At 37.3% G+C, this 16,129-nt stretch carries 11 protein-coding genes and 1 pseudogene; 4 read left to right on the top strand and 8 right to left on the bottom strand.

Annotated elements, in window-relative coordinates; genetic code table 11:
* Nucleotides 1-104: 104 nt before the first annotated feature.
* On the bottom strand, nucleotides 105-437 hold the full coding sequence (locus QFX10_RS04675; RefSeq protein ID WP_280607045.1) for a hypothetical protein: 333 nt from the start codon (nucleotides 435-437) through the stop codon (nucleotides 105-107).
* A 266-nt stretch (nucleotides 438-703) separates the two neighbouring features.
* Between QFX10_RS04675 and QFX10_RS04670 the strand changes: the two genes are divergently transcribed.
* A complete protein-coding gene (locus QFX10_RS04670; protein ID WP_280607044.1) occupies nucleotides 704-1,732 on the top strand; it encodes a hypothetical protein in 1,029 nt (342 codons plus the stop codon).
* A 139-nt stretch (nucleotides 1,733-1,871) separates the two neighbouring features.
* Here the strand turns inward: QFX10_RS04670 and QFX10_RS04665 are convergent, their stop codons facing one another.
* The 5 genes from QFX10_RS04665 to coaA all read right to left on the bottom strand — a co-directional run bounded on the left by QFX10_RS04665 (nucleotide 1,872) and on the right by coaA (nucleotide 9,264).
* The gene (locus tag QFX10_RS04665; protein ID WP_280607043.1) at nucleotides 1,872-4,496 is read right to left on the bottom strand and encodes a DEAD/DEAH box helicase family protein; all 2,625 of its coding nucleotides are present in this window, start codon (nucleotides 4,494-4,496) and stop codon (nucleotides 1,872-1,874) included.
* 2 nt (nucleotides 4,497-4,498) lie between these two features.
* Complete coding sequence (locus QFX10_RS04660) at nucleotides 4,499-5,965, bottom strand: site-specific DNA-methyltransferase (RefSeq protein ID WP_367617610.1); 1,467 nt, start codon at nucleotides 5,963-5,965, stop codon at nucleotides 4,499-4,501.
* Nucleotides 5,913-6,446, bottom strand: a complete 534-nt coding sequence (locus tag QFX10_RS10950) for a site-specific DNA-methyltransferase (RefSeq protein ID WP_367617609.1) — start codon at nucleotides 6,444-6,446, stop codon at nucleotides 5,913-5,915. Before QFX10_RS10950 ends, QFX10_RS04660 begins: the two co-directional genes overlap by 53 nt.
* Before the next feature lie 205 nt (nucleotides 6,447-6,651).
* Nucleotides 6,652-8,205 carry a glutamine-hydrolyzing GMP synthase gene (gene guaA / locus QFX10_RS04655; RefSeq protein ID WP_280607042.1) on the bottom strand — a complete coding sequence of 518 codons (1,554 nt, stop codon included), beginning with the start codon at nucleotides 8,203-8,205 and terminating at the stop codon, nucleotides 6,652-6,654.
* 138 nt (nucleotides 8,206-8,343) lie between these two features.
* On the bottom strand, nucleotides 8,344-9,264 hold the full coding sequence (gene coaA / locus QFX10_RS04650; RefSeq protein WP_280607041.1) for a type I pantothenate kinase: 921 nt from the start codon (nucleotides 9,262-9,264) through the stop codon (nucleotides 8,344-8,346).
* A 92-nt stretch (nucleotides 9,265-9,356) separates the two neighbouring features.
* Here coaA and QFX10_RS04645 point away from each other — a divergent pair, with 92 nt between their 5' ends.
* The gene (locus QFX10_RS04645; protein WP_280607040.1) at nucleotides 9,357-9,920 is read left to right on the top strand and encodes a GDSL-type esterase/lipase family protein; all 564 of its coding nucleotides are present in this window, start codon (nucleotides 9,357-9,359) and stop codon (nucleotides 9,918-9,920) included.
* 178 nt (nucleotides 9,921-10,098) lie between these two features.
* A pseudogene (locus QFX10_RS04640) lies at nucleotides 10,099-11,081 on the top strand (transposase).
* Here QFX10_RS04640 and QFX10_RS04635 read toward each other — a convergent pair.
* Nucleotides 11,078-12,448 carry an amino acid permease gene (locus QFX10_RS04635; protein WP_280607039.1) on the bottom strand — a complete coding sequence of 457 codons (1,371 nt, stop codon included), beginning with the start codon at nucleotides 12,446-12,448 and terminating at the stop codon, nucleotides 11,078-11,080. The pseudogene QFX10_RS04640 and the gene QFX10_RS04635 overlap by 4 nt on opposite strands.
* Nucleotides 12,449-12,696: 248 nt before the next feature.
* Here QFX10_RS04635 and mmuM point away from each other — a divergent pair, with 248 nt between their 5' ends.
* Nucleotides 12,697-13,638, top strand: a complete 942-nt coding sequence (mmuM, locus tag QFX10_RS04630; RefSeq protein ID WP_280607038.1) for a homocysteine S-methyltransferase — start codon at nucleotides 12,697-12,699, stop codon at nucleotides 13,636-13,638.
* 154 nt (nucleotides 13,639-13,792) lie between these two features.
* Here mmuM and helD read toward each other — a convergent pair whose 3' ends face one another.
* A complete protein-coding gene (gene helD / locus QFX10_RS04625) occupies nucleotides 13,793-16,093 on the bottom strand; it encodes an RNA polymerase recycling motor HelD (protein WP_280607037.1) in 2,301 nt (766 codons plus the stop codon).
* Nucleotides 16,094-16,129: the final 36 nt, after the last annotated feature.

Here is a 16,129-nt window from a genome sequence, read left to right as displayed (position 1 = left end):
TCATGGCTATTGCGGTTTGATAGAATAATAACCGCCTCCTTGTATTATTAACCCACCTCTGTCCCGGCATCCTGCCACACATTCAATTTTCAAATACCTATACTCTAACGGGCTTTTATATTCTTGGCCCGAACGTAGATTTCGCGATTTACGATACAAGCTTCCGGAGATTCGAGCACTACTTCCGCTAAATCATCTAAGCCCTTAGGTAATTCAAAATCAGCAGGTAGCTTAACCGCTTGAACTCCCAGTCCTGGATAATACAGCATTACCCGCTTACTATCTACTTCACCGGTCTCTACTGGTCGTTTGGTTTCCGGGTCAAATTTGATTCTTGCTTCCGGACCTGAGCCAATCAAAATACGTGGAGATTCATTCCCAAATTGTGCCGTGTAAGTTTGTGGCATATAGCCACCTGTAAAAGTATTAACTTTCATTAAAAATCCTTTCTGGTGGGTAAACCACCAATACCTGAGTTACTTTACTAGTGTCGAAAGTTACTTCGGTATCCTTTCAACACTTAAAGTATACGCAATTTTTATAGTAGTCTTTGTAAAGTTAATTTCGTGGACCCTTTATTATCACTGATATAAAAGCTTTTTTTTAATTACTAAAAAAAGTTAAATTCTTTACAATTTATTTATATTTTTTTCACCACACTGGTAAAATAATTATTGACAATAATTAAAAGAGGGAATTTTACGTGAAAAAGATATATTTTAAATACAATGAAGTAATCCCATACGAACCTACTCCTGTTTTTATCCCACCGGAACTACAGGGAGCCACAATTATTGAGAGTAAAACGGCTGTCGAAGTCATTAATGGTATTCCCCAAAATACTTATACTGAGGATCCTCGTGCAAACGTTTATGGAATCCTTCAAAATCCAAACACAAAAGAAAAATGGTATTCACTGAATAAAGTTGTAAACAAAGTTAATGGTGCTGAAAAGTATGATGACGATGGAAAAATTATCCATCCTATTTTCGATGACCCAATAGGTTTTAAAAATAAAAAGAGTCGTGATGTTATTCTAAAAAAAGCTCATCAACTTAACGGTTCTGAAAAACATATTAAAACATATAAAAATGATAATGAAATTTATATTCACGAAAGTCTCCTCAACTCTCTTATTAAATATTATAGAAATGAAATTCCAAATTTAACTGCTAAAAAAAGTTCATCTTTAAAGAAACCATCATTGACTGGATACAAAAATATTTTGGTAGACATAGTTAAAACTGATAGAATTAGAAAAAATAATAATAAACGAAACCAGGAAGAAAAATTAAAAATTATTGATGAAATTAAAGTACTTAATAAAAATGCTTCTCCTGACTTGCTTGATAGTGTCTATAACGAAATTATCGATATAATTATTAAAAATGATACAGCTCGTAATGATTATATTTCTCATAGGATTGAAAGTGAATTTGAGAACGCCATTGATACTAAAGAAAAAAACGATAAATATAATCGAGAATTATTAGAATTATATAAAGACGCTTTTAATGATTTATATTTTAAAGTTATTGGTGGAATTAATGTTAAAGGGAGCATTGGTAATGCCGAAGTTAGACAAAAAGAGGCCCTTAGGCAAAAAAAATTATATGGTGGAGGAATTAGGAATGCTGAAGTCGCTAATAGGGTCTATGACGAAGCCGATTATATTAAAAAAAGATTAGATGAAAGTATTCAAAAATTGAGTGAAGATCACTTTTTAAATTAGCAAAATGGGACTAGAAAAAAGTCTCAAATTTAAAAAGCGTTAGAAATTACGTCTTAAAACGTTGATTTCTAGCGCTTTTTTTGATAGGTCTGTTTTTCGTAGGTCGAACTAAAAAATAGTTTTTCCCCAACGCCTTCACTTACTCTAATATTTCTGTTATTTCTGTTTCAATTTCACGACCATTACCGAACCTAAAGAATTTCACCCCATATAATCGCACATCATCATTTTCACCGATAAGCTCAATATTTTCGGGATTAATTTTCTTTAGTAATTTTTCTTTCCAACTATCTCTTTCTAATAACTGGTCCCCTTTTGGCTCAATGAATAATTGATAGGTTACTTGACCGTTATCTAGATAAAGCAGGAAATCTGGCATAAAGCCTTCATAATGTAAAATATCTTTACTACCATCATTATCAAAATCGTATATCTTAAGCTTATTGATAGTTTCTTCATTACGAATCAAGAATACCTCTTTGTATTCCTTTTTTAATTCAGTAACCAACCCTCTAATCATTTCAATTAAGTTTTTTTCTAACCCGTCTACAATAGCTTGGTCATACACAAACCAGTCATCTTTATCCATAGGTTCTGGCTTAATTAAAGCTTGCACACCTGTACTACTATTAGACACACGCTTAGTATAATCAATTACTATATCTTTCAACGGAACTGAATCAAATCTATTAGTTCCTCGTTTCTTTAAATAATTTCTCTTAATAGAACTCTTAACTTGGGCTAACGCTTGAACAACAACTAATAATCTAAAGCTATTATTTTGTTGAGAATCCAGCCTGTTATATGGTACTATCGCATTTATTCGCAGATTCCCAAGCCAATCTCTAGATGTCATAAACTCATCTAAGGACTTCAAGCTAGGAAGCCACTTAGATAATTCGGCAAATCTAAAGAATTTATCCCTGGACATTGCTTTCTTTAGTAATCGTAAATCCCTAACTTTTGAAAAATCAGCAATAATTTCTTCACGACTGCTTGCTTCATTAATCTTACTTTCCTGATTTTTAGCATGTTCTAAAATACTATCATTCATATCGATCGTGATTGTATTGCGGTTAAATCCGTAACTTCCCAAGTTGTTATAAGCCGATTCAGGAACAGCTTCTAACTGATTATGATATAGTTTTCCAAACTTATAAGCTTTAGACTGCTTAAAGCTATCCTTAACTGTGGCAGTATAAACACTATAGTCATTGTCATTATCACTTTCGGATACCAAATTCATCTTATCAAAGGACTTGAGTAAATTATTGATATACTTCACATCATTAATAGTGTGATAAAAAAGTGATTCCAATAATTCTAGGTCTGGATTGCTTCGGTCAAAACGACGAGTATAAGACCTTTCTCCTTTGTATACAAACGGATTGTATCTAGCTCCCCGACCAATTAACTGCGCTTCGCTATTGGTCTGATTAGCAGTTACAGGTTGTTCACCAATTCTCACAATATCATACAGATTTAAAACGTCCCAACCTTCAGTAAGTTTAGCAACTGCAAAAACTGTTCTAAGAGGGTTATTTATATCTTCCAAGGTATTCAAGTTATTAAAGTCATTCTTATCACCAAGAACACCTTCTTTAGCTGTATCATTAACATTAATGGTTGTCAAAGGTTTAAAGTCTCGCTTTAATTCAACCACTGTTTCTGCAAAATCTTGCTTCATCCAATAGTTATAAGCCTTCTTTAAAGTCGTACTATGATTGATATTATTTTGTTCAGCTAAAAAGTTTGCCAGTTTTTCAGCATTTAATTCGGCAATCATTTCTAAAAAATCGTCTTTAGCTTGTATTGAGTTAGCAACTCGGTTTGATTTAAACAAAATAACAGGCTTGAAATTTTCAACCCCTACCTTTTGCGCAATCCGCTTGCGATATTGACTCAATAAAACAGCATTGAGCATTTTCACACTATCTTCATTTTGAGCTTCCAAACGGTAGACATTCTTTGAATAACCATCATTCATGAACTTATCTAAATCGTACTTATACACAATTTTATCTTTGTACTTTTCATAAACAAGTTCCTTATCAATATCTATGGTAGCTGTAAATTCAAATTGTCGATTATCTGAATTTGAATTTCTAACTTTATCAAGTAAAATTTCCCATGATTTTTCTTCTACTTTTTGAGACTTTGTGCTTGCATTAAAGTGGTGTGCCTCATCAGCTAATACTACAAGCTTATTTTTCTTTAACTCTTCATATGTTAAGCCATTTTCTCTAGAACTCCCCAATTCATTAGCTAAGGACTGGATTGTTGTAAGCTTTAAGTATATAATTCCCGGCTTTTGAACTACCGGAAATCTATTTACAGCTCGAATTTCAACTCTTTGTCCGTCAATACTAATCGGAGTATTAAAAAGGTACTTAGGGGAGTTATCATTTAAAAAATTTTCTCTAGTCTTTGATACCACCGCATTAGTATTTGCCACAAAAACAAAATTTTGATAGCCATACTCAACATACATATAGAGAATTACCGAAGCCATAGTATCAGTTTTACCCGAACCTGTAGCCATATTAAATAATAATTGATTATATTTCTTGTCCCTAGTTTGTGTATAGTTAAGTGCATATAAAGCTTGTGCCTGATAAGGTCTCAATTCATGCTTTAAATTATCACTAATATAGTCGCCAACTTTATAGTCAAGTGCTTCATCTGCTTCAAGTAAACTTGTTTGTTGAAACTTATTAATCTCCTCTAACAAAGGTAATCCTTTAGATTGTTTCTTCTTAGCCATAACTACTCACCATCCTCGCCATAAAATGACTTATTAAAGTGGTAGTCAGAATCTGAAAGCAAATCTCTTACATTTTCATCATCAATATTGGCATAGTTATAGTAAAGTTGATTTTTATCTAAAATTCTAACAAACTCTCTTCGTCTATCGTCCAAGCCAGTAAATTGTTCTATTTCCTTTTCAAACTTATCAAGGTCAAGTCTGAAATCAATATCAGCACTTTCTTTCATTCGTCCATATACTGACATAAGTTCAGGAACTGTTTGCGCTTCTTGTAAATCTTTCAAATACCCTTGATTTTTCTCCATCAATTCAGCATAAACGAATGAACTGCCACCTTGCCAATTGACATCTTTAGAAATGCCACCTTGTTCTCCCTCAATTACCTTTTGTAACCTGGGGACCGATACTGTATTAATATAATCCATTTGTTCAATACCGATAAATTGGCGATTCATCTTCATAGCTACTGCTTGAGTGGTTGCTGAACCCATAAAAAAGTCCAAAACAATATCGTTCTCATCTGTTATTGCTCTTATAAAAAATGCAAGTAACGACTCCGGTTTAGGGTTGGTAAAATCTATACCCAAGCTCTTCAAATGTGAAGTAGCATCCTCATTAGTACCAACACCAAATATTTTCGATAAATATCTTTCTTCAATAAACTTTTCAGGAGCCATAGGATTTGCATTTTTACGTTGAAATCTAATAGAAAATTTATCAGATTTAACAATGAAGTATGTACCATTTTCTATCTCTTTTTTTATAGTTTCCTGCGACCACTTAAAGCGACCATTCATTACTAAAGTATTAGCATTTTTTCCATTTTTAACTTCTAAATCTTCTAGTACCTCTACATTTCCATAGACTCCAGCTGTATAAATTCCATCAGCTATATTAAAATGGACACTTCCTGGAACAAAAAATTTCTTAGTAATACCATTTCCATTATTAAGTAACGGGGCATCACCATTCTCTGTATCCTTACCAATCCATCTTTTTGATAAATCTTTTATTTTTTCATATGCATGAACATACTCAACACCTGAACGACTTTTTTTACTTATAGAATCTGCGTTATCAGTATTTCTCCATATAAAAGTTTCAACAAAGTTTTCTTTTCCGAAAGTACTATCCATTAACAATTTTAAATATGCTTGTCCATTTTCACTAATAGATAACAATATAGCTCCATCATCTGAAAGTAACTCCCTAGCTATTTCCAACCTATTCATCATAAATGTTAACCAACTAGATAATTTAAAATTAGAATTATACATAAAAGCATCACTTGGTTTAGTTGTATCAAAATAATATGGGGGATCTAAGTAAATCAGCTTTACTTTACCCGCATAACGTTTTTTCAAGCTATGTAGTGCAATTAAATTATTTCCTTTTATAACTAAATTATCATCATTAGATATGTAGGTAATGTTCGCCCCCCCCCGAACCATCAAATTTTTTAGCATTTACCAAAATTTTCGGTTCAAATAATTCATCAATCTCAGGCTTAGCAATCACTTCATTTAAAAATGGTTCATCAGCATCAGCTGAATTTTCCAAATCTTCTTTACTCATGCCTGCCTTTAAAACAGTATCTTTAAACGGAAAATCTAAAACTACATCAGCTGACTCATCAATAAACTTCCCACCTGCTGTTAAACCTATTTTATTTGAATATTTGGTATAGCTATCTTCCCAATAACTCTTAAATTCAAGCATTTCAATAAATTGATTAACTTTAAACACTTCAACATCTGCAATCTTTTCAGTATAAGAGTTATGAATTAATTCATCAGATAACAAGGCTGTCATTAAATCATGCTCATACTTATCTAAGTCCTCAATAACACTATTCCGCTTTAAAACGCCCTCAGCAGTTATGTACTTATTATCAAACTGTTCGAGAACAGAGCGTACATGCTCCATTACTTTTGGTTCTACTGCCATTTACTCCAACTCCTTAATTAAGTTATATGTTTTATTATATTCTATTTCTTGGTACACAAAAAAGGCCCAATATGAATTTCTTCATATTGAGTCTTTTTGGCAAACTTTTGGCAAACAACCATGTTATTTTACCGTTTTTTAAGTAGGACTTCCTTCATCAAAAGCCCGAAATATAGGCTTTCCCTCATCAAGTTATATTATGTTTTTATTCCCATTCGATCGTTGCCGGTGGCTTCGAAGTGATATCGTAGACGACGCGGTTGACGTGGTCCACTTCGTTAACGATCCGCACTGAGATCTCTTGCAAGACATCCCATGGGATCTTAGCAAAGTCAGCTGTCATCCCGTCGATCGAAGTCACCGCCCGGATCCCGACTGTATAATCGTATGTCCGACCATCACCCATGACCCCAACAGAACGGATCCCTGGTAAAACTGTGAAGTATTGCCAGATCTCTTTATCAAGGCCATGTTTAGCGATCTCTTCGCGCAAGATAAGGTCAGAGTCTCGCACGATCTGAAGTTTTTCTTCCGTGATCTCACCGATAACACGGATCCCAAGACCAGGACCTGGGAATGGTTGGCGCCACACAAGTTCATGTGGCATACCTAATTTTTCACCTAATTCACGCACTTCATCTTTGAAAAGTGTGTTCAAAGGTTCGATCAATTCAAATTGCATGTCTTCTGGCAGACCACCAACGTTGTGGTGTGACTTGATCGTTTGGGCCGTATCTGTTCCAGATTCGATCACGTCAGTATAAAGCGTACCTTGAGCTAAGAAATCGATCCCTTTGAGCTTAGTAGCTTCATCGTCAAAGACACGGATAAATTCATTTCCGATGATCTTGCGTTTTTGTTCTGGATCAGAAACACCGGCTAATTTATCCATAAAACGTTCTTTAGCATCGACTTTGATGATGTTTAGGCCAAATTTGCCCCCTAAACTTTCCATTACTTGTTCGGCTTCACCTTTCCGCAACAAGCCATGGTCAACAAAGATCGAAGTCAATTGGTCTCCGATCGCTTTGTGTAATAAAACACCAACGACAGAAGAATCGACCCCACCTGAAAGTCCAAGTAAGACTTTACGATCCCCAACTTTTTCACGGATCTTAGCCACTTGCATGTCGATAAAGTCAGCCATCGACCAGTTAGCGACTGCGCCACAAACGTCAAACGCAAAGTGACGTAAAATATCATTACCGTATTCAGTGTTGCGCACTTCTGGGTGGAATTGTAAAGCATAGAAGTTTTTAGCGACATTAGCCATCGCTGAGATCGGGCAGTTAGCACTTGTAGCAGTCACTTCAAAGCCAGCTGGCACTTCTGTGACGAGGTCACCGTGGCTCATCCAGACTGTTTGTTCTTTAGGAAGACCTTTGAACATCACAGTATCTTTATCAGTCACTGTGATCTGAGCCTTACCGTATTCTTTGTTATCAGCAGCTTCAACTTTACCACCAAGCGTATGCGTCATCAGTTGCATCCCGTAGCAAATACCTAAAACAGGGATACCTAAGTTAAAGATCTCAGGGTCAACTTTGAAGGCACCTTCATCGTAGACACTGTTTGGACCACCAGAGAAAATGATACCTTTAGGTGCCATTTCTTTGATCTCTTCAGCTGTGATCTTGTGGGAGAGCAATTCAGAATAAATGCCGAACTCACGGATACGGCGTGTGATCAATTGGTTATACTGACTTCCAAAATCCAATACAATGATCTTGTCAAAAGCCTGCATATCAACATTAGCCAAGATATTCACCTCATCATAAATTTTTTCATTATATTATCTTACATTGTACTCATTGAACCGAGTTGGGTCAATCGTTTTTCACGTACATTTTTCATGAAATTAATTAGATTTTAGCTAGAAACCGAATAAACACTCCGCTTAATATTTGCGCAACAATAATTCATCAATCAAATGGTCTTTACCTTTTACGATGATCAGATCGGCCCGCTTTTTAGTCGGTAAGATATAGTCGTGTAAATTAGGGTGGTCGATCTCATCCCACACGGCTTCTGCCATCGCAAAGGCTTTAGCACGATCACCTAAAGCATACGGATAATAATAATTCGTTGGATCTTTGAAAGCTGTATCGAGCAACATCCCAAAGCGCTCTAAATACCAGCGCTTGATATGCTCTTCTTTAGCGTCGACGTAGATCGAAAAGTCAAAGAAATCACTGACATAGATCTGCTGTTTGCTTGGCAGTTGCAAAACGTTGATCCCTTCAACGATCAAAATATCAGGCGAGGCGATCGTTTCGTATTCACCAGGTACGATATCGTAGATCTTATGCGAATAAACCGGCGCTTTGGCGGGAAGATTATTTTTGACATCGTTGATAAAGTTGATCAAGCGCTCCATGTCATAACTTTCGGGAAAACCTTTGCGCTTCATCAAGCGCTTTTTCTTTAAGGTCGCATTCGGGTATAAAAAACCATCCGTTGTGATCAAGTCGACTTTTTTAGCGGGAAAATGAGCGCTCAAAAGCACCTTCAACAAACGTGCCGTCGTACTTTTACCGACAGCGACTGAACCGGCGATCCCTAAAATGAACGGAACTTTATGGGGCCTGATACCTAAAAATTTCGCTTGATCGTCTTGTTGTTGTTGATGAGTCTTGAAAAATAAATGGAGCAGATGAACTAAGGGCAGATAAATATCTGAGACGTCTGCCAAAGAGATCCGGTCGTTTAATGATTTGATCTTCTCTAACTCAGCTTCAGTCAAAGGAGCTACTTGATCTTTATAAAAACCACTCCATTCTTTGCGTGAGATCTTATAGTAGTTTATTTGATTTTCCATGCTTATTATTTCCTTATGTAGCGTTTTCTAACTTATAATAAATAATTATAGCACGTCTCTTAGCGTGATATTGAAAAAAAGGAAGCGTAAACATGACTAAAGTAGTATTATTTGGCGACAGCTTGACTGCTGGCGTCTTTGAGGGACACCCAACTGGGATCTTCACGGAACTTTTGCACGACAAATTCCCAGATGTCGAATTTATCAACCGTGGCGTACCAGGCGACCAATCACGTAACGCTTGCAAACGCCTCCGAAACGATGTCTTGTCCGAAGCACCAGATCTTGTCGTGATCTTCTTTGGAACAAATGACGTCTCAAGTAAAGAAGTCTTTTTAGCTAACTATCACAACAATTTAGCTTATATGTTGAGTTCGATCGGGCCTAATAAGGGGCTTTTGATCACCCCAGGTTTAACTGGTCCGACGCGCCAAAACTTACGTCCGTTAGATAAAGTCGAACAATATGCCAAAGAAACTTTAGCTGTAGCAGAAGAATTTTCAGTACCTGTTTTAGATTGGTTCGACTACACTAAAGATCAAGATCCAAAAGTACTGCTCCAAGCAGACGATCTACATTATTCTAAAAAGGCATATCGCGAATTGACTGAACAACTGACCCCCTTGCTAAAAGCTAAACTCGCTGAGCTGGGGTAAATACTAATAGAGGCTGTGACATAAGCCTATAAAATAAAGCTGGATATTATGAAGACCTTCGTGTCTCATATATCCAGCTTTTGAATTATAATCAAAGAAAAAAGGTAGCCACGCCCGGCTACCTTATAGTTACTTACCCCCGAAAGAATAAGATAAAACGACATACGAACGTTATAACATTAATCAGACTACTTTGAACACCTCTTTAGAATATCTTCCTGAAAAAATCACCCAGCTCTTTACATCATGAACTTGTTGAAAGTTTAGAACTCAAGTATGACTATCAATTGGGACACCCTCGTGAATATGATCTAGGGGCTATGCTGAAGCTCACTTTACTTGCTTATAGCTATGGTATCTTTAGTAGTCGAAAAATTGAGAGATTTTCTCGCAAAAATAAGCCTGCTGGTTGGTTGATCGCTGATCAACTTCTTATCGAACTATTTGTCGTTTTCAGATCTCTGATGAGCTAGCCACTTTAACGCAAGAAAGTTTAACTAAGTTGACAGCTTTTCTAAAAAAACATAATCTAATCAACGACATTTCTTTCATTGATGGTACGAAGATCTTTGCGGATACTAATAAGTATTCTCTTTATGGAAGAAAAATGTCGTTCGTTTTGATGAACTCAATCGTCAAAAAGTTGTCGAACTTTTAGGCGAGCTTCACGAAGCTAAAGTTATAAATTGGTCTTATAATGAAAAATATGATTATTATTTATAATGGTGTCAGATTCAACTTTTCAAGCAATTCTAAAAGAACTGATAAGTACGGCTTTACCAGAGATTTTAAAGTGTATACTGCCGAAAAATTTGATGATGATCATTTGATAGATTCCCAAACCTTAACTAAAAGTCGGTATGTGAGGAAGATCATGGTCAATAATGACTGAGAATATTTTAAAGCACGGCGAAAAATTGATGTTGAACCTGTTTTGGGAAGATTGAAGGCTTTTTTAGAATTCAATCGTTTCTCAGTTAGAGGAGGTCGCAAAGGAAATGAGCATTGTAGTTTTGGCAATGAATATCAACAAATTAGCCACAGTAGTGACCAAGATAAATAAAATACACAAAGAAGAAGTATCTCAGAAATCAAATTTTCGATTTCTGAGATACTTTTCTCTTAGTAGGGACTACTTATGTCACAGCCTCAATTTTTTAACTTTGTTTTGATCTAGTAAATAAATAATGTCCAAGATAACAACACAAGACAAATGGGATCGTGTAATAAAGTGCCACGCGTTGGGTCTCATCAAACCAAATGAGAAGGCATGACAGTCCGCTTAAAATAAAAGCAAACCACGGCACAAATGGAAAGAGTGGGGTGCGATATTTCAATTCATCTAGCGAATGACCTTCTGCTAAGAAAGTTTTGCGAAATCTGATCTGAGCTAAGGCGATCGCCATCCAAACGATCACAACGGCTAGACCAGAGATCGAAACTAACACAAGATAGACGGTATCAGCAGCGATCACGCTTGAAAGTAACGCCAAGATCCCACCTAGCATACTTGTACAAAGTGCGATCACCGGCACACCATGCGTTGATGTTTGCTTGAAGACCTTAGGGATCGTACCTTCATTTCCAAGTGACCATAGCATCCGCGTTGAAGCGTATAAGCCTGAATTAGCTGCTGAAATGATCGCTGTTAAAACGACAAAGTTCATAATGTCAGCTACATAAGGTAGACCGATCTGTTTTAAAACATAAACAAACGGACTTTGCGTCACACCGGCTACTTTATAAGGAATAAGAGCCGACATCACAACAATACTACCGATAAAAAAGATCACTAAACGTAAAAGTGTTGTGTGAATCGCTTTTGGGATCGTCTTTTGGGGATCTTTTGCTTCACCGGCTGTGATCCCAATCAACTCGGTCCCAGAAAAAGCAAAATTGACTGTCAACATCGTCGTAAAGACGCCACTAAAACCGTTTGGAAACCAGCCGTTTTTAGTCAGATCGCTAAGACCGATCACCCTGTGTAGACCGTTATAAGGTAAGATTCCAACGATAGCAAGTGTGCCTAAAATGATAAAGAGTACGATCGCTAAAACTTTGATCAGTGAAAACCAAAATTCACTTTCCGCAAAGATTCTGACTGAAAAGAAATTAGTCAAAAAGATCAACACGATAAAGCATAAACTAAAAATCCAAACTGGAATATTTGGGAACCAATTTTGCATTATCAAGCCGGCTGCGGTAAATTCAGAACCTAAGGCGATCGTCCACGTCAGCCAATACAAGATGGCCACTAAAAAACCAGTTGCTGGGCCAATATAGCGTTTAGCATAAACGTGAAAAGCGCCGGTGTAAGGCATCGCAACACTGAGCTCCCCTAGACAAAGCATGACTGAAAAGACCAGTAATGCGCCAATAAAGTATGCGATGATCGTGCCGACAGGTCCCGCTTCATGGATCGTATAACCTGAACTTAAAAATAGTCCGGTCCCGATCACACCACCAAGCGAGATCATCTGGATATGGCGCGCTTCCATTTTGCGCTCAAGATGAGTGTTTTTAGCCATAAGTTGCCCCCTTAAAAAAAGGTTAGATAATTAAATATTATTTAGAATTATACCAAAACTAATAGATAAATAAAGTGGCTATTTGGATTTTTCATATTCAGGATAAAGGCTGACTAATTCATAAACAGGTTTTGAGAGGTCTAATATTTTCAAAATAAATCTTCCTTTATATTTTTAAGATTACAAAAGAATTAAAAACATGTTAAAATATAAGCACTACACCTATTTTAATGAAAGGGGCGTTTGAGATGACTGATAAAGTATTTCCAGAACTCCACGTTTTAGATGGAGCAATGTCAAATGAATTAGAAGCGAGAGGCGTTGATACAAATGATGCCTTATGGACTGCCAAAGCGTTGATCGATAATATTCAAGCAGTCTATGACGTTCACAAAGCGTATTTTCAAAGCGGAGCGCAACTTGTTTTGACAAATACATATCAAGCTAATGTACAAGCTTTCCAAAAAATCGGCTATTCTAAAAAACAAGCTGAGACTTTGATCAGTATCGCCGTTTTAGCTGCTAAAAAAGCCCGTGACGATCATGAGCAAGAGACAGGGAAAAAAGATCTCTTAGTTGCTGGAACGATTGGACCATATGGTGCTTATTTAGCTGATGGCAATGAATATCGCGGGGAATATTTGTTAAATGAAGCCCAGTACCTAGATTTTCATTTACCACGTTTAGAGACGATCTTAAAGCAAGAACCAGATTGTATCGCACTTGAAACACAACCTAAACTTTCAGAGCCATTGGCACTACTGCGTTGGTTAGAAGAGAATGCAAGTGATATGCCGGTTTATGTCTCATTTACTTTGCTTGATGAAGAGACATTAAGTGATGGTACTTCGCTTGCTAAAGCGATCAAAGAAGTTTCAAAATATCGTCAAGTTTTTGCGGTCGGGATCAACTGTATCGCCCCAAAACTAGTTGATAAAGCACTCAAAGTGATGCGAAAAAATACAAAAAAACAGATCATTATTTATCCTAACTTAGGAGCAACTTATGATCCTACGACTAAGACATGGACTAAAGTCGATAAAAGTTTTGACTTTGCCCGAGCGCTCAAACGCTGGCATCTAGCGGGAGCAGATATCATTGGCGGTTGTTGTACAACTGGACCAGCTGAGATCAAGCAGATCGCTGACTATTTTGACGATCTAGAAGACGTTGAACAAGTTAAAGAATAGAGTAAAAAAGAGACACTTGCTAATTTTTGATATGATTCCCCTAGAGTGGATACAGAAATAAAAAAATTCTGTGATCACTCTAAAGTGAACCCCCTAAGTTAGATCCTTTTTCCAACTTAGGGGGTTCACTTCTCCGTTATAGAGACATTTTTTATTAGCGCTCGTTTAACTGATACAAACTTGGTGAGACCGTCGCAAACAACGGCGAGAGCTCTTTTTTAGCAAAAATGTCGAGCTGGTGCATCGCCCGCGAACAGATCGTATACACGAGTTGGCGTTCGCTTTCGTCATGGTAATGCTTGGCATCAGCGTTCCACATGATGACGGCATCAAATTCCAAACCTTTAGCCAAATACGATGGGATGATCAAAGTTCCTGGCACAAGGCGTTGGTTCTCTGTCCGGATAAGCGTCGTCTTGACACCTTTAGCTTTGAGCTTTTCAAAAAGGTCCTCACATTCAGCTAAACTTTTAGCGATGATCGCAGTCGTTAGTTTGTTCTCATCATTTTGTGCAAGTTGTTTTTTGACATCGTCTAATAATGCTACTTCATCTTGATCGACTGTGATCGTTGGTTTTTTACCATTGCGTTCAAACGCAGTCACTTTTTCGCCGTTGACTAAAACTTCTTTAGTAAAATCTGTGATCTGTTGTGTCGAACGATAAGACGTCGTCAACTGCACGACTTTGATCTTATCTTTCTTAAAGAGCGTCTCCAACTCACGTAAAAGCGAATGACTATTTTCTTTAGTAAAGATCGCTTGGTTCAGATCCCCTAACATCGTAAATTTAGCGCGCGGGAACTCAGTCTTTAAATATGCCAACTGATAAGCCGTATAGTCTTGGATCTCATCGATAAAGATCTGCTTGATCTCTAATTCGCCTTTTTTCCCAGTGATCCGGTCATACAAATATAGGTAAGGCGTCACATCTGTGATCGACAAACGTCGTTCTTTTAAAAGCAAAACGGTCTTTTCGATCCCTTCTTGCCATTTAGCTTCATCCATCCCAAAAGCACTCAAGTCAACAAAGCTCGGCACACTGCGCAAGAAATGCACGTATTGCGCGTTGATGTTCAAAAAGCGGTTGCGCAAGATCGCAGTTTGAACTGCCTTTAGATCTTGCATCACATAACGACGCGCTAAAAAGAGCAATTCTTTATCGCCATTTTCAAAATTCCGCGGCTCATCCCCATAGAGCTCATTTAGTTGTTGTTGGGAGAGCCCTTGCACCGCTTTTTGAACTTCATCAGTTTTAGCCAACTGGCCGACTTTGCTATTCAAGCGTTTGATCAACGCTTCTTTAGTCGCTTGTAGCCGGTTGCCTAAATGATAGTTTTCATTGAAGCTATAATAGATCTCTTTGATCTCTTTTTTCGAGAAAAAGATCTCGCCGTGGTGCATGATATTTTTAAACCGCATCCCTTTTTTCTCTAACCGCTCACTGTAACGGGTCGTAGCGTGGAAAAACGGCAAACTATCTTTTAGAGCTTTGACAACTTTAGCGCTCCCAGTGCTTTCTTCTTCAAAGCGTTCTTTTAACGTTTCGACTCTGATCTTTGGCAAACGCCGATTCGTAAACTGATGATACGTCATTTGGACCATATTTTGTTCGCCTAATTCTGGTAGAACTTGGTCGATATAGTCATTGAATAATTGGTTTGGCGAAAACAAGATGACTTGGCCCGAATTCAAATTGCCCCGATAACGGTAAAGCAAAAAGGCGATCCGTTGCAAGACTGCAGACGTTTTCCCAGAACCCGCTGCTCCTTGGACAAATAACAAGTCTGAATCGGTATCGCGGATGATCTTGTTTTGTTCTTTTTGGATCGTCGTCACGATACTTTTCATCTTCGTATCTGAGCCTTCATCTAAAACTTCTAATAACATCTGATCGCCCACTGTCTCATCGGTATCAAACAAAGTGATGATCTGGCCATCTTCGACCATAAATTGACGTTTTAATTCTAAGTTGACTTCGCGTTCGCCAACTGGCGTCATATATTTGACTTTGCCAAGTCCGCCGTCATAGTAAACGCTTGAGATCGGGGCCCGCCAATCATACACTAAAAAGTGATCATTTTTATCAGAAAATGACGCTAAGCCGATATAGATCTTTTCGGTTTTTTGTTCATCTTGTTCAGTCAGATCGACTCTAGCAAAATAAGGTTTCTTTTCCATTTTTTCTAAAATGTCGAGGCGCTTGACCGCTTGCGTCCGATTATTTTCTCGTTCGGCTAATTGTTGCTGTTGTTGGCGGACCGTCAGCGCCGTCTCCATCATTCCCGAGTAAGTTCCGGTCTTGATCCGCAAATTATTTTTGAAATCGTCTTGGATCGCTTGGGTATCTCGTTTGGCAGTCCGAATATTATGCTGTGCTTTTTTCTCAGCAGTTTGGATTTTTTGAACAACGTCATCCATCCGCCGTTGCTCTTGTTGTTTGATACTTTCACTCATCTGTTTCACTGCCTTCCTCAAATTTTCGGTATTATA

It is taken from the genome of Ligilactobacillus faecis, from assembly GCF_029889745.1.
Lineage (GTDB): Bacteria > Bacillota > Bacilli > Lactobacillales > Lactobacillaceae > Ligilactobacillus > Ligilactobacillus faecis.
Note: the sequence above shows the minus strand (reverse complement) of the source record. Positions and strands in the feature narration are given on the sequence as shown.

What these genes read in the sequence shown, in the direction of transcription:
- QFX10_RS04675 (WP_280607045.1), bottom strand. Translation starts at nt 437, where the DNA reads ATGAAAGTTAATACTTTTACAGGTGGCTATATGCCACAAACTTACACG.
- QFX10_RS04665 (WP_280607043.1), bottom strand. Translation starts at nt 4,496, where the DNA reads ATGGCTAAGAAGAAACAATCTAAAGGATTACCTTTGTTAGAGGAGATT.
- QFX10_RS04660 (WP_367617610.1), bottom strand. Translation starts at nt 5,965, where the DNA reads ATGCTAAAAAATTTGATGGTTCGGGGGGGGGCGAACATTACCTACATA.
- QFX10_RS10950 (WP_367617609.1), bottom strand. Translation starts at nt 6,446, where the DNA reads ATGGCAGTAGAACCAAAAGTAATGGAGCATGTACGCTCTGTTCTCGAA.
- coaA (WP_280607041.1), bottom strand. Translation starts at nt 9,264, where the DNA reads ATGGAAAATCAAATAAACTACTATAAGATCTCACGCAAAGAATGGAGT.
- QFX10_RS04645 (WP_280607040.1), top strand. Translation starts at nt 9,357, where the DNA reads ATGACTAAAGTAGTATTATTTGGCGACAGCTTGACTGCTGGCGTCTTT.
- QFX10_RS04635 (WP_280607039.1), bottom strand. Translation starts at nt 12,448, where the DNA reads ATGGCTAAAAACACTCATCTTGAGCGCAAAATGGAAGCGCGCCATATC.
- mmuM (WP_280607038.1), top strand. Translation starts at nt 12,697, where the DNA reads ATGACTGATAAAGTATTTCCAGAACTCCACGTTTTAGATGGAGCAATG.
- helD (WP_280607037.1), bottom strand. Translation starts at nt 16,093, where the DNA reads ATGAGTGAAAGTATCAAACAACAAGAGCAACGGCGGATGGATGACGTT.